Here is a 13,255-nt window from a genome sequence, read left to right on the forward strand (position 1 = left end):
GGTCAGGAGCGCACCGAGAAGAGGACGCTGCGGTCCGGTCCGGTGTGCAGCCGCAAGTAGCCGGAGAGCAGCGCGTCGACCTCGGCGTTGCCCGTGTCGACGCGCAGGCTGACCGATTTCAGGGCGACGAGTTTGTCCATGGGCGCGATCACATCGATCCCTTCGCGGCCGACCCTGCGGATGACCTCGGCGCTGATCTGCTGGTTGCCGCGTCCGAACAGGTAGCCCTGACCGCCCAGGACTCCGACCACGATGCGCGTCTGCCGCCCCTCCATGAGGGCGAGCAGCGCCCGCTCGTCGAGGTCGGAGCCCACGAGAGCCCCGTTCAGCACGGCATCGACGCCCAGCAGCGTGGAGGGCAGGCCCAGCGCGTCCATGACGCGTCGCATGGTGGTGCCGGGTCCCACGACGTACAGGACTCCCTCGCGCATCCGTGCGGCCACGCGCTGACAGGCCGCCTCCAGCGCGGCGTCACCCGCTCGGGAGCCCGCCTTGGCGTTCTGCGCCAGGTGCCGCTCGTAGGGGCTGCGGGCGTAGCCGTACAGGCGCGCCGAAAGACGGTCCTCCCGGAACGCGGTCTCGTCGAGGTCCATCACCTCGGCGTCCCGCATGCGGACCGCGGGGCTGCCGTCGAGGAACAGGGCGGCGAGACTCCCCGCGCTGTCGGGACCGGTGCCGAAGACCGCCGAGTGCATCTTCACGCCCGCCGGAACGCCGAGCACCGGCACACGGTCACCGACCGCACCGACGACGTCCCGCGCGGTGCCGTCACCGCCGGCGAAGAGGAGGAGATCGACGTCGGATGCCATGGCCCGAGCGGCCGCCCTGGTGTCGTCCGGCCCGCTGTCGCCGGGTCCGGCGCGGTGGACGACGACGGGCCGCAGCCCGGCGGCCAGCGCGCTGTGCTCACCCAGGTCCCCGGAGGCGGTGACGATCTCGAACGGGCTCTTCGCGGCGGCGGCGAGCCGGGTGAGCGCGCGGACGGCGCGTTCACCCGAGAGCGGTCGGGCGCCTCGGCGCCTCGCCTCTTCCAGGATCTCCGGTCCGTCGGTCCCTTTGAGCCCCACGCTGCCGCCCATGCCGGCGAGCGGGTTGACGATCAGACCCAGGGTCCTGCCGGTCCGCGTCGTCTCCTCCCCGCGCACGGCCGGACGTCCGTGTCGCGGGGCCCGGCTGCGGGCGGTGCCGGCCGCGTGAGTCTCGGGGTCCCGGTGATCCGACATCAGACGACTCCTGTTCCTGGATCGAGGGTGCCCCCGGAGTACGGGGTCGCGAACGGGTTCGTGCAGCGCGGAGCCCGCCGGCGTGATCGGACGACGGGGGGCCTCGGGGCGGGGCATGCCGACCGTGCGGGAAGCCGAAACGGCTGCTCAGTGACGCTGTTCCAGCGGGTTCTTCTGAGGAAAGCCAACCACCGTCGGGCGACAAAGTGAAACAAAACCTCTGCCGACACTCACGCCGCCAGGTTGTCAATCGTTTTGCGAGAGGACGCGGCCGGACATCGGACCCCACGGAAGCGGGGCCCGCTCGGGGGACTCGCCCGGCAGGGGAGCGAGGGATGCCTCAGAACTCGTCGGGCCTGCCGGTCGCCGTCTCGATCCTGGACACCAGGTCCTTCTCGCGATCACGTACCTCGACCGCCGTGGCACGGAAAGCCTCGATCAGCGGTGTCGCCGGGCCTCGCCACGCGAGCACCAGCTCCGAGCCGGGCGCGTCGGTGATCGGCCGATACACGATCGAGGGACGGGGAGCGAACCTGGACATGCTGATCGCCGTGATGGTGATCGCCTCACCGGACCCGACCTTCTCCAGCTCCCCCTCCATGGAGCCGACCACCGGGCCGATCCGCGGGAGCGAGCCCTCGTCCAGCCCGGTGTCGCGCAGGGTCCAGAACCGGAACCACCTCGCGTCGTCGGTGCGAGGGGCGAGGATCTGCTCGTCGACGAGGTCGCGCAGTGTCACGGCCCGCGCGGCGGCCAGCGGATGGCTCTGGTCGACGCCGATGGCCCTGGGCTCGACGAACATGGGCTCCACGTGCAGGTCGGGGCACCCGATCGGCATCCGGACGAAGGCGATGTCCGTCGTCTCCGAGCACAGGCCGCAGGAGGGATCGTCCCACTGGAACGTCTCGAGTTCGAGGTTCACCGAGGGGTAGCGGGCCCGGAAGGCGCGAAGGATCGGGGCGTCCAGCTCCAGCAGCGAGGAGACGCTGAAACCCACCCTGAGCGGTTGCTCGAGGTCATGACGCGTGGCGCGCGCGGCCGCCGTCCCCTCCTCCAGAGCCGCGAGTGCCGTGCGCACGCCACGGAGGAAAAGCTCCCCCGCGTCGGTCAGGGTGACCGACCGAGTGGTGCGCATCAGCAAGGGGACGCCGACCTGCTCCTCGAGTTCGGCGATGCTGCGGCTGAGTCCTTGCTGCGAGATGTGCAGGAGCGCCGCCGCGCGCGTGAAGTGCAGCTCGTCGGCGAGGGTGGCGAAGTGCCACAACCGGCGCGTGTTGACGTCCACACCGTCAAAGGTAGGGGGTGGACAAGCCTTCAACAACCAGGTTAACGCTCGGAGGGGGGCTTGTTGGTGTATCGCGGGCTTGCTGTCCTGGTGTGTTGTGGCTTCGTTGAGAGAGGTCGGGTGCATGGTTCCAGCGGGCGGTTCCGGGTGTGAGCTGGGGTTGTGTCGGGTGCGCTGAGTGGGACCGGGCTCGTTGTGGGTTTCGCTAGCGTGTAAAGGCTCATTTGGTGTTTGTGCTGTTCAGCGCTGTTTTGCCTGTTCGGGGGACCGGGGGTTAGCGGCTGCGGGTGGGGCGGCTGTGTTGTTCGGCGAGGTGGTCGAGGCGTACGGCGTCGAGGGTTGTTTTGGTGATGCGTTCGGTGCCGTCGTGGATGGCGGTGATGGCTGCTTGGCGGATGAGTCGGGTGAGGGATCCGATGCGGCCGGCGGTGCGCTGGTGGAGGTAGGCAGCATGCCGGAGGAGGGTGCCGGGTTTGTGGTGGGTGAGGTCGAGGGCGTTGTCGATGTCGGTGATGACGTCACGGAAGGGTTCGCGGGTGCCGTGGCGGGCGGGGAGGGGGCCGCAGGTGATGAGGGTGGCGCGTCCGGCGAGCTGGGCGCCGCGGGTGCCGCTGAACAGGGGTGTGTCGGTGACGTTGATGCCGGCGTAGACGAACGTGGCGGCCAGGCGTTCGGTGAGGTCTTTCAACAGGTCGGCGGCCTGGGCGCCGGTGGTGGTGCGGGGGTTGAGGCGGTGGATCTCGTCGATGAGGACGAGTCGGACGCCTGCGGCGGTGTAGGTGTGGCAGACGGCGTCGGTGATCTGGGTCTGGGTCATGCGGGTGGTGGTGGGGATGCCGAGGTAGCGGGCGAATTCGGTGATGAGGGTTTTCGCGGTGGCGCCGGGCGGGACGAGGACGTACGCCACGGGGGCTGCGGCGTGCGCTGATCCGGGCGGTGTGGGGTTTTTGCGGTTGTGGGCGAGGTGGCAGGCGCGGCCGACGTTCAGCAGGGCTGTGGTTTTCCCGGCGGCGGCGGGTCCGGTGACGATGAGGGAGGGCCGTGCGGTGGTCTGCTGGTGGCGGCCGAGGATCATCAGGGTGCGGACCTGGGTGGCGAGTTGGCTGATGGCGGGGGTGCGGATGGTGACGAACGCGGAGTGGTAGGCGAGGCGTTCGTCGGTGCTGCGGGGCGGGTCGCCGGGCTGGGGTGGGGCGGGCGGGTCGGTGGTGGCGAAGCGCTGCCAGCCTTGCCAGGTGGTCAGGGGCCAGGACAGCTCGCCCGCATCACTGTTGCTGGCGCCGACGGGTGTGCTGCCCGCACTCTGCGGGTTCGGGTTCACCATTTGTCGGCTTCCTCGTATGGGTCGTAGAGCCCGAATCCGGCGGCTGTGGCGGGGCGGGTGTCATCCTCGTCGAGGTCGTCGATGCTGTCGTCCTCGCCGTGCTGCGCCGACTCGCCGGTTATGGGGCCGGTGCCGTATTGCGGGTGCCGGGCGGCGGGAATCGGCAGTGTGGTGGCGCGGGCGAGGAGTGCTTGTTCGGTGGTGGTGGCGTGGCCGCTGTGGACGCGGCGCATGAGCTGGTCGAGGGCGTCGGCCAGACCGGCTTCGTGCTGCTGGCTGTCGTCGTGGTTGTTGCGGTGGGCGTGGGTGCGGATGTGCTGCCAGGTGTGGTCGTTGAACGGCTGGTGGACGTGGTCGCGGTGGATCCACGGGATTTCGGTCAGCTCGCCGTCAGGCAGACGCACCCAGATCTGGCGGACGTCATGGGGGTTGTAGTGGATCTCCCACTTCCCGCCCCGGCCGGCGACGGGGGAGGCCTGGCCGCGGTAGGGGGCGAGGAGATCGTGGTCGTAGGTGCGGTGGCGGATGGTGATGCCGGCGGGGGTGATGGCCTGCCAGCGCACGGGCAGCAGTTCGAGGTAGTCGTGTCCGGTGAGCGGGACGGGGACGTGTCCGGCGACGGCGACGAGCGCGGCCCACATCTGGTTCGGGGTGAGGGCCTTTCTCGGCATCATCGGGTGGCGCAGGCCTTCGTGGGGGCGGTGGTGGTAGTGCACCAGCCATTCGTCGAGCAGGTCCTGCAGTTGGGCGACGCTGTAGCAGGTGTCTTCCTCGGTGTCGGGGCCGCGGCGGGTGACGTCGGATCCGGTGTAGCCGGGCAGGTGCTGGCAGAACAGGGCGTTGATGGTGCCGAAGGTCCGCTCCACGATGCCTTTGGCGGTGGGGGCGTGAGGCGGGGCGGGCTGGACGCTGATGCCGAGGTGTTCGCAGGCGGCGGTGAAGGCGGCGGAGACGAAGACTTTGCCGCGGTCGACGACGATCGTCTCGGGCAGGGCGACCGGCCGGGCCGCCGCGCCGGCCAGTCGCTCGTCCAGCGCGGCCAGCCGCTGGTAGGGGAGCGCGGGGGCGTGGTCCATGCGCAGGATGTCCGGCCACGTCGGCCGGGCGGGGTGGGGGACGGCCATCTCCGCCAGCAGCAGCGCCGCGTCGACGGCTTTGGTCGCGCTCGGGCACAGCACGGCGGCGAGGATGGCGCGGGTGGCGACGTCGACGGCGATGGTGAGTTCGGGCCGGGCCAGGCGGCCGTCGTCGAAGAGGGCGAGGACGTCCAGGCGGGTGGTGTCGACCTGGACCTGTTCGCCGGGCCGCAGCGCCGTGGCGGGGGTGAAGGCCCGCCCATCGACGCTCGCGGGCACCTGCCTCACGGGTCCGGAGGGCAGTTCGCCGGGCCGGGCCAGGTTGGTGACGAGCCGGTACAGAGTGGCCTGGGACGGCGCGGGTACCGTGTCTGGGCCGTGCCGGTCCTGAAGGATCTGGTTGATCAGCGGGAACAGGCCGTTGATGGTGCCCTTGGAGCGGCCGCGCCGACGGCGCAGCGCCTCGCGGACGGCGACGACGACCCGCTCGTCAGCCCGCCCAGTGGGGCTGGAAGCGCGCGTGGTGCGGTGATCGAGCAGCCCCCACAGGCCCTGCTTGCGATAAGCGAGCCGCATGCGCTGCACCGTGGTGCGCGACACCTGGCCAAAGCCCAGCGCGGTCAGCTCCTCGGCCTTGGCCTGCTCGCGTTCGGCCAGTGTGTGCCGCTGCGGGTCGTACTGCTCCCGCACCGTCCCTTCGCTGCCGGGCCCTCCGGCAAGGCCGCATTCGACTTCTCGCACGTGCCGCTGCCAGGCCAGCGCCTTCTCGCGTGCCGTCGCGGGGGCGGTCTCGAACAGCCCCCACTGCGGGACCGCCTGAGGCGCATCGGCGCCGATGACGGTGAAGCCCGGGTCGGCGAACAGGTGTCCGGCGAGTACGGCCTGGCCGCCGCCGTCCGGGCCGACCAGATGGATGCTCTGCCCCGAAAGGGCGACGACCTGCCACGTCACGCCGTGGAACCGGACGCGCCCGCCGACCTTCACGGCCGGCCGTGCACCGCGTCGCGCGCTCACCGGGCACCTCCCGTCGTGCCCCGGCTGCTCCAGTTGCGCGGGCCGACGAGGACGCGTTCATGCAGCGGCGTCTTGAGGTCTGCCGTCAGCTGTCCATGCCACAGAGCGTGGAAGACACAGGGAAAGACTTCGATCGGGTCGCCGACCGCTTCAGTGCCCTCGATCAGCGGCCGCGGCCGCGTGAACGCCTCGACGACCGCCGCCATCAGCCCCGGGCGGCCGGCGTTGCGGGGGTGGCGGTAGCCGGCCAGCCATTTCAGGTTGGCGGCCAGGACGTCGTCGAGCGGCAGCAGGCGTCGGTAGGTCCAGCCGATGTCCGCGCAGGCCTGCGCGACCGCCTTGGCGGCGTTCCTCGCGCGTTCCCCGCCCGCGTCGGGGTGGCTGGGGCAGTCGGCGAGCAGGGCGGTGCCGTCGGTACGGCGGGCGAAGAGTTGCGGCACCCAGGACCGCGTCCGCGCGCGCGGATCACGCCACAGCAGCCATACCGGCCGCCCCGCCAGGCCCGTCACGTCCGGGTCGCGGTCCAGGACCATCAGCTGGACACGCATCGCGTTCGATCCGGCGGCCACGTGCCGTCCGGTGGTCGCCGACCACCAAAGTCCCGGCCCCCAGCGCCGCCCCGGGACCACCGGGAACGCTGACACCGGCGGCAAGTCCTCGAACGCCACGGTCAGGGCGGCATCCGCCCACCGCTGCTGCACCGTCTGCCCCACCGGATCGAGGAACACCGCCTCGAACCCGCCCGAGCGGCCTACGGCCGCCCGCCCTGCCCGGCTCCGGGCTGCTCCTGTGCTGGTCACCCGCGCCAGCCAAGCCGCTCCCGGCCGCCCGGACGGCCGTTTTCAGTGTTCCTGCCACGAACGAGTGCCGTATCAGCTAACAACCGACCCGCCCCGGCGCATCGCGCTCAGCTGTCCTCTTCATGCCTGTCCGCCGTCAGCATTCGGCTGAGCACCTCAACGGGCATGTCCACCCACCGGGCCACCTCTTCCAGGGGCACGCCGCCGTTCACCGCCGCCAGAGCGGTCCGCTTCCAGGCGTTCTCGATCAGGCCGGCGCTGTGGCCGAGACCGCGCAGCAACCGCCGGGCGACGTCGGCGGTCGGCCCGCTGTGCACCCCGCGCAGCTGCAGCAACTGCTCCCCGGCGCTGTCGAGCGTGCTGGTGATCAGCCTGCGCTGCTCGGCGGACACCGTAGCCCGCCACATCGTCCCCGACCCGGGCGCCTTCTTCTCCTTGCCCATCACCCGCAGCTGCCCAGCCATGGTCGCCGCCCGGTGCTCCTGTCGCAGCCACCACGGGTCGTTGTCGTACCCGGGCGGCCCGCCGGCGCCGCGGCGAAGACGGATGACGCTGCCCATCCACCCGATGAGCGGCCCGCCGTGGTCTGTCGCGGCCAGCGGCCCCAGCCAACTCCGCCCCAGCCGCTCACCGAGACTGCGGCAGAACATCCCATCGGCGGGCAGCGCCCGCGGCCGCCCGGCACCGCTGTCGGCCCACACCAGCTCGGCCATGGCCGGATCCAGCAGTGCGTCGGCCACCGCCACCACCTCCGAGAAGACGACCGCGTCCCGCCCCACGATCCGCCACCGCTCCAGGTCACCCCCGGCATCCCCGCCCGCGGCCTGGTGCAGGCGCCGTGGCCATATCGTCTCCCGCTCCCAGCCGTAAGCCTGCTCCCACCACCGGGCCACTACCGCCTGCGCCAGCGCGAACACCCGCTCTGGCTCCGTACCGGCCCGCACCGCCCGCCGCACCACCCGGGTCCACCGCCGCTGCGCCGCCACCACCTCTGGCAGACCCCGCAGATCAAGGTGCTCCAGCGGCTGATTGGCGTCCGCGTCCAGCAGCCACCGCCCATGCCGCACGCACACCCGCTCCCACCGCGGCGTGTACCGCACCACCCGCACGGACGCCCCCGTACGCCGGCCCGCGCACAGGCGGCAGCCGAACGCCACTGGACCGGCCACCGCGCCACCGGTACGCCACAGTCCCACCGGATCGCCGGCCCCGGCGCGGAGCTTGGCGTCCTCCTTTCCCCAGGACGGCAACGCCCGCGCCAGCGCCTCCTCCTCGACGCCGCACATGCCGACCACGAGCTGGCGCCCGGCCGCGTTCAGCAGCACCTCGGCGTCAGCCCGCGCGCCGCCGCCCTCGTGCACAGGCGGGTAGTTGCGCCACCTCCAGCACGCCCGCAGCACCTTCGCTTCCATTCCGTAGCGGCTGGCGATGCGGCATATCAGCGACGAGGTTGTCTCCCTCTGCAGGGGAGCGGTCCGCAGGAGGCCGGGGTTACGGAGCACTCCACCACGGTCTCGTGTCTACCGCCCTAGGCGGGCGTTTTCGCAACGATTGTGCAGCGGATCAAGCAAACCGGATCCGCACGGGGCTGCAGAGAGCCGCCCTCCAAGAGCGCACGCCGGTACTGGCCGCCCGCGAACTACGCGGTCTGGAGTACAGCGCGCGCCGGCCTGGTCCTCGCCGACCAGCAGACGCCCGGCCTCACCACCTACTGCCCGTTCACGCGGATGCGGCGGACCGTCCCGGGATGCAAGGACGACCTCCAGCGAGACGTCACCCTTCTGCCCGCGTGAGTGGCTGGAGGCCCCCCGCGCCCCAGCTGCCGCCGATCCAGCAGCGTGACCCGGGCTCAAAATGCGATGTGCCGGCTTCGTGTCAGTGACAGCGTCAGTCACGGTTGAGCGGGAGAACTGTGTCTTGCAGGTCGTCAGCCCAGGGTCGCGGCGTGCCACTGACACGACGGTGGTACTTCGCGGCGCTCTTGGTACTCAACTGACCGCCCGGTGCCAGCCCTCGTCAACAGGCGGCAACTCAGGATGACTTGACGGGGCAGCTCTGGTCCCCGATAGTGGTGAACGGCCCCAGCGTGCCTGCAGGGGTTCAAGGAACTGCACCACCAGTGTGTCCGCAGGAGTTAACGCTACTGCGCCACGAGTCTGTCCGCAGACAACAAGCTCTCGTCTTTCTCATCTGACGGGGGCCTTTTTTATGCCCGCATCCATGAGTAGGCCCCGGTTTCCCGCCGGGGCCGTTTTCGTTTCCGCAGTCCTCAGAGTCCAAGGAGTGCAGCACCAGCTGCTCGCCCGTCGTCCTGTCCCGAGGGGGAATCTATGTCTACGACCGTTCCGCAGCTGCCCGTTCCCGCGCCCGTTCCGCCTGCTGTGCCGGCGGCGCCTTCTACCGCTACGTGGGTGGTGGCTGTCCTTGCCGTGCTCGGCGCAGTGGTTTTCATGGGGCTGTGCGGGGGTATTGCCGTTATCGCCTGGCTGTGGCCCGGCGCTGCGACCCCTATCACGGTGATGGCGACCGTTATGGGTGCCATGGGCACGTTGGTCACTCCGTTCATCACGATGGCCTTGATGAGCCGTCGGCGGTGAGCATCAGCCCGCAGCCGCGGTGGCCAGGTCGACACCAGCACCCGGTTCCGCGGTCCTGGTCGTACGTCACCGGCATGACGTACGACCAGGAGCACAGCGCCATCTGTCATGCCTGCGGCACACACGGGGGAACCGGACCCGGTGTGGCGTCAGGATCCGAGACGACGAGGGGGAGGGTGCGATTTCTCGGTTCCGGCTCAACAGAGTCACACGACCCCTTCCATGGTGCGGGCCGTCGGCCCTTCTCAACTAGGGCACGGATGTCCACTGCAGCTCACGAGTGAACGCGTGTACGAGGTCGACCGTCCGCTCATGCCCACTCCACTCCCAGCTTCCGCAGGGCGTTCAGTTGCTCGGCGGTGAGCCTGTCGCGTCTGGCGCGGGTGTTCGATAACCATACGCCAAGCCGCACCGGCGTCGGCGCCGCCTCGCCTTCCGTCGGGATCTCCACGACCGCGCCGCGCGGGACCGTCCGTTGGCCTTCCCGTTCGATCCACTGCGCCAGGGCGGCCAGCCCACGATGGAACGCCTGTTGGGCCTTGCTCCCCTTCGCCGCGCCCCTGGCTGCGGAGGCGGGAAGCGGCGTCTGGGCGGGCTTCACACCGATCCCCGACAGCCCCGCCTGCTGTTCGGTTGACAGGAGTCTCCAGCCTCGGCGTTGTCGCTGGAGCCAGTGCCCGATGTCGTCGCCGTCGATCGTCACGCCGGGGAGCCCACCAGCATTATGACGCCACGCCAAGGGTTGACGGGTGCGGCTGCGCATCGATGTGCAGCCGCCCGGTATCGGCGGCTACGAGGGTGGGCGGAAGGGGCGGGTGTGGAGCGAGGTACCGACCGGGTGAGGTGGCCAGACCATGTTGCGCGGTCACGCCCACTCGATCCCGAGCCTCCGTAGTGCGTTGATGTCCATGGGTGGTTTTTCTGATCAGTAGGTCGTGGTTTGGCCTGGGCTGATCAATTTGGTGTCTGGTGGTGGTAGCGCTTTGAGTCCCGGTCGCAGCGGCTCGCTGACGGAGGAGATGAGGGCGTGGGCTACCTGCTGAGCAGGCACGTGGTCAGATGGAGTGAGCGTTGGTCAACTGTGGTCAGTCTGCCTGAGTGGTGATCAGGTTGGTTGAGTGTTCCTATGCGCTGGTTGTGGTGTTGATGGGGTGGTTTGGGTGGTTGATTGAGGTCGCCGTGGCTCTCAAGGACCTGCTTTGGCCTGCACCGCAGGAGAGATCGCCGCTTTGTTGCGAAGCGGGGCAGGTCACCGCCTGAAGAGACGTTGGTGGCCTGCCCCGCATACTGAGGCAGTTCTCGCTGCGGCAGGACACCAACCGCCAAGGGATGGAGCGCAGATGGATGTGGGATCGGTGCTCGGCAGCATAGGCCGAGTGGCGGCCGGGGCGGGCCGACTGGTGTGGGCAGTGGTGACCGCACCGACCACGGGCACCGAGTATGACGTCCACTCCCAGATCGACAGACTTGCGGAGAAGATCGAGAACGAGGTGCCGGAGGAGTTGCGGGACCGGGCGTGGGGTCTGGTTCTGGACGCGCTGTATGGGGTTCCTCAGGAGGTCGATCAGTTGGTGGAGGGACACCAGCCGCTCCATGACGAGGAGACCGAGGGCCCGTCGGCCAAGTACTAGTCTTCTGAGTCAGGAATTCTGTTCAGATAGCTGGCGAGGCGTTCGAGGATCTCGTCTGCGGTCTTCGTCCAGACGTAGGGCTTGGGATCGGTGTTCCATGCGGCGATCCAGGTCCGGATGTCCTTCTCCAGCGCCTGGACGCTTCTGTGGACGCCTCGCCGTATCTGCTTGTTCGTCAGCTCGGCGAACCACCGCTCGACCAGGTTGAGCCAGGAGGAGCCGGTGGGCGTGAAGTGCAGGTGGAAGCGGGGGTGGGCCAGCAGCCAGGTCTTGATGGCTGGGGTCTTGTGGGTGGCGTAGTTGTCCAGCACCAGGTGTACGTCCAGGTCCGCCGGTATCTCCTGGTCGAGTTTGATCAGGAACTTCTTGAACTCCTCGGCCCGGTGCCGGCGGTGCAGGGAGCCGATCACCTTCCCCGTGGCCACCTCCAGTGCCGCGAACAAGGTGGTGGTGCCCGCGCGCACGTAGTCGTGGGTGACCCGCTGCGCGACGCCCGGCATCATCGGCAGCACCGGCTGGGACCGGTCCAGGGCCTGGATCTGCGACTTCTCGTCGACACAGAACACCAAGGCCCGCTCGGGCGGGTCCAGATAGAGGCCGACCACGTCGTGGACCTTGTCGACGAAGTACGGGTCCGTCGACAGCTTGAACGTCTCGGTGCGGTGTGGCTGCAGGCCGAAGGCCCGCCAGATCCGCGACACGGTCGACTGCGACAGACCCATCTCCGTGGCCATCGCCCGCGTCGACCAGTGCGTGGCGTTCTTCGGCGTCGACTCCAGCGTCCGCTTCACCACCGCGGCGACCTGCTCATCGGTGACCGTCCGGGGCCCGCCGGACCGCGGCATGTCACCCAGCCCGGCGATCCGGTGCTCGACGAACCGCTTCCGCCAGCGGCCGACCGCATGCGGTGTCGAACCGAGCTGTGCGGCCACGTCCTTGTTGGACGCGCCGGTCGCACAGGCCAGGATGATCCGGCACCGCAAAGCCCACGCCTGCGGAGTGGAACGGCGCCGCACCCACCCCTCCAGCGCAGCCCGCTCCTCATCCGACAGGATCAGCTCGGCCTTCGGCCGCCCAGTACGCGCCATCAGGCAACCCTACACATCTGAACAGAATTCCTGACTCAGAAGACTAGGGTCCGTCTTCAAAGATCATCCGGGTGGTGGATCATGGTGTCGTGGTACGTCGTCATGAACTCACGGACCAGGAGTGGGAGTTGCTTGCTCCACTCATACCGCGGGCTGCGACGGGGCGGCCCCGCGTGGAGGACCGGCAGGTCATCAACGGGATGGTCTACAAGATCCGGACCGGGGTCTCCTGGCGTGACCTGCCGGAGCGCTACGGGCCGTGGAAGACGGTCTACACCCGTTTCCGCCGCTACGCCCTGGACGGCGTGTTCACCCGGGCTCTCCAGCAGATCCAGGCCCACGCGGACGCCGCCGGCGACATCGACTGGCTCGTCCAGATCGACTCCACTATTGTCCGCGCCCACCAGCACGCCGCCGCCACCGGCCCAAAAGGGGGCAGCATCGGCAGGACGAACCGGACGATCACGCCCTCGGTCGATCCCGAGGAGGACTGACAACCAAGATCCACCTCGCCTGTGACGGCCACGGCCGTCCCCTCGCCGTCCTGCTCACCCCAGGTGAACGCCACGACAGCGTCTGCGCACGTCCCCTCCTGGAACGGATCCGGGTCCCGCGCACCGGCCTCGGCCGCCCAGGCTGCAGACCCGACCAGGTCGTCGCCGACAAGGCCTACAGCTCCCGGGGCTTCCGTTCCTACCTGCGTAATCGCGGCATCGCGTGCACTATCCCGGAGAAGAACGATCAGCAGCGACACCGCCGCAACCGCGGTCGCCGCGGCGGTCGGCCACCGGCATTCGACCGGCAGATCTACCGCCGACGCAACGTCGTCGAGCGCTGTTTCAACCGGCTCAAAGGCTTTCGCGGCATCGCCACCAGGTACGACAAGACCGCCACCTCCTAAGAGGCAGCGGTCAGTCTCGCGTCACTCCTGCTCTGGGCAAGATCCGTTTGAAGACGGACCCTAATGCCGGGAGCCGAAGAGCCTGAAGGGCGCCTTCGTTGACCACGCCGCTTCGGTCAGTCCGGGGCGGCCTGCTCCGCCCAGCGCAGCGCGCGGGGAGCGTCGGCCTCCACCTCGCGCAGCTGCTCCCAGAGGACCTGCTGTGGTGCTGGCACGTGCGGCGCCACAGCAGGCCGCCTGTGCGCCTAGAAGACTGATGAAGATCTTGGGTTCTGGCCCCGCCGCGTCTGCGGTGGGGCCAGACTCGTGTGGTGGT

General features: G+C 69.6%; 9 protein-coding genes and 1 pseudogene. 2 read left to right on the forward strand and 8 right to left on the reverse strand.

Going from position 1 to position 13,255, the window contains the following annotated elements; translation table 11 throughout:
- Positions 1–2 precede the first annotated feature (2 nt).
- The 7 genes from ACP4IX_RS34080 to ACP4IX_RS34110 all read right to left on the reverse strand — a co-directional run bounded on the left by ACP4IX_RS34080 (position 3) and on the right by ACP4IX_RS34110 (position 10,022).
- Positions 3–1,223: an ATP-NAD kinase family protein gene (locus ACP4IX_RS34080; protein ID WP_426558377.1), complete on the reverse strand. Its 1,221-nt coding sequence runs from the start codon at positions 1,221–1,223 to the stop codon at positions 3–5.
- 340 nt (positions 1,224–1,563) lie between these two features.
- Entirely contained in the window at positions 1,564–2,508 is a 945-nt protein-coding gene (locus ACP4IX_RS34085; protein ID WP_426558379.1) for a LysR family transcriptional regulator, read from the reverse strand.
- A 274-nt stretch (positions 2,509–2,782) separates the two neighbouring features.
- On the reverse strand, positions 2,783–3,751 hold the full coding sequence (locus ACP4IX_RS34090) for a TniB family NTP-binding protein (protein ID WP_426558399.1): 969 nt from the start codon (positions 3,749–3,751) through the stop codon (positions 2,783–2,785).
- 74 nt (positions 3,752–3,825) lie between these two features.
- Positions 3,826–5,922, reverse strand: a complete 2,097-nt coding sequence (locus tag ACP4IX_RS34095) for a Mu transposase C-terminal domain-containing protein (RefSeq protein WP_426558381.1) — start codon at positions 5,920–5,922, stop codon at positions 3,826–3,828.
- Positions 5,919–6,722: a TnsA-like heteromeric transposase endonuclease subunit gene (locus tag ACP4IX_RS34100; protein ID WP_426558383.1), complete on the reverse strand. Its 804-nt coding sequence runs from the start codon at positions 6,720–6,722 to the stop codon at positions 5,919–5,921. Before ACP4IX_RS34100 ends, ACP4IX_RS34095 begins: the two co-directional genes overlap by 4 nt.
- A 107-nt stretch (positions 6,723–6,829) precedes the next feature.
- A complete protein-coding gene (locus ACP4IX_RS34105) occupies positions 6,830–8,134 on the reverse strand; it encodes a DNA-binding protein (protein ID WP_426558384.1) in 1,305 nt (434 codons plus the stop codon).
- A gap of 1,495 nt (positions 8,135–9,629) precedes the next feature.
- Entirely contained in the window at positions 9,630–10,022 is a 393-nt protein-coding gene (locus ACP4IX_RS34110; protein WP_426558386.1) for a helicase associated domain-containing protein, read from the reverse strand.
- A 637-nt stretch (positions 10,023–10,659) separates the two neighbouring features.
- Between ACP4IX_RS34110 and ACP4IX_RS34115 the strand changes: the two genes are divergently transcribed.
- Positions 10,660–10,950, forward strand: coding sequence for a hypothetical protein (locus ACP4IX_RS34115; RefSeq protein ID WP_362484288.1), 291 nt, complete (start codon positions 10,660–10,662; stop codon positions 10,948–10,950).
- Here ACP4IX_RS34115 and ACP4IX_RS34120 read toward each other — a convergent pair.
- Positions 10,947–12,038 carry an IS630 family transposase gene (locus ACP4IX_RS34120; protein ID WP_426558389.1) on the reverse strand — a complete coding sequence of 364 codons (1,092 nt, stop codon included), beginning with the start codon at positions 12,036–12,038 and terminating at the stop codon, positions 10,947–10,949. The two genes, ACP4IX_RS34115 and ACP4IX_RS34120, sit on opposite strands and share 4 nt — an antisense overlap.
- A gap of 89 nt (positions 12,039–12,127) precedes the next feature.
- On the opposite strand from ACP4IX_RS34120, the pseudogene ACP4IX_RS34125 reads away from it, so the two are divergent.
- A pseudogene (locus ACP4IX_RS34125) lies at positions 12,128–12,939 on the forward strand (IS5 family transposase).
- Positions 12,940–13,255: the final 316 nt, after the last annotated feature.

Source organism: Streptomyces sp. WG5 (genome assembly GCF_049974565.1).
Taxonomy (GTDB): Bacteria; Actinomycetota; Actinomycetes; order Streptomycetales; family Streptomycetaceae; genus Streptomyces.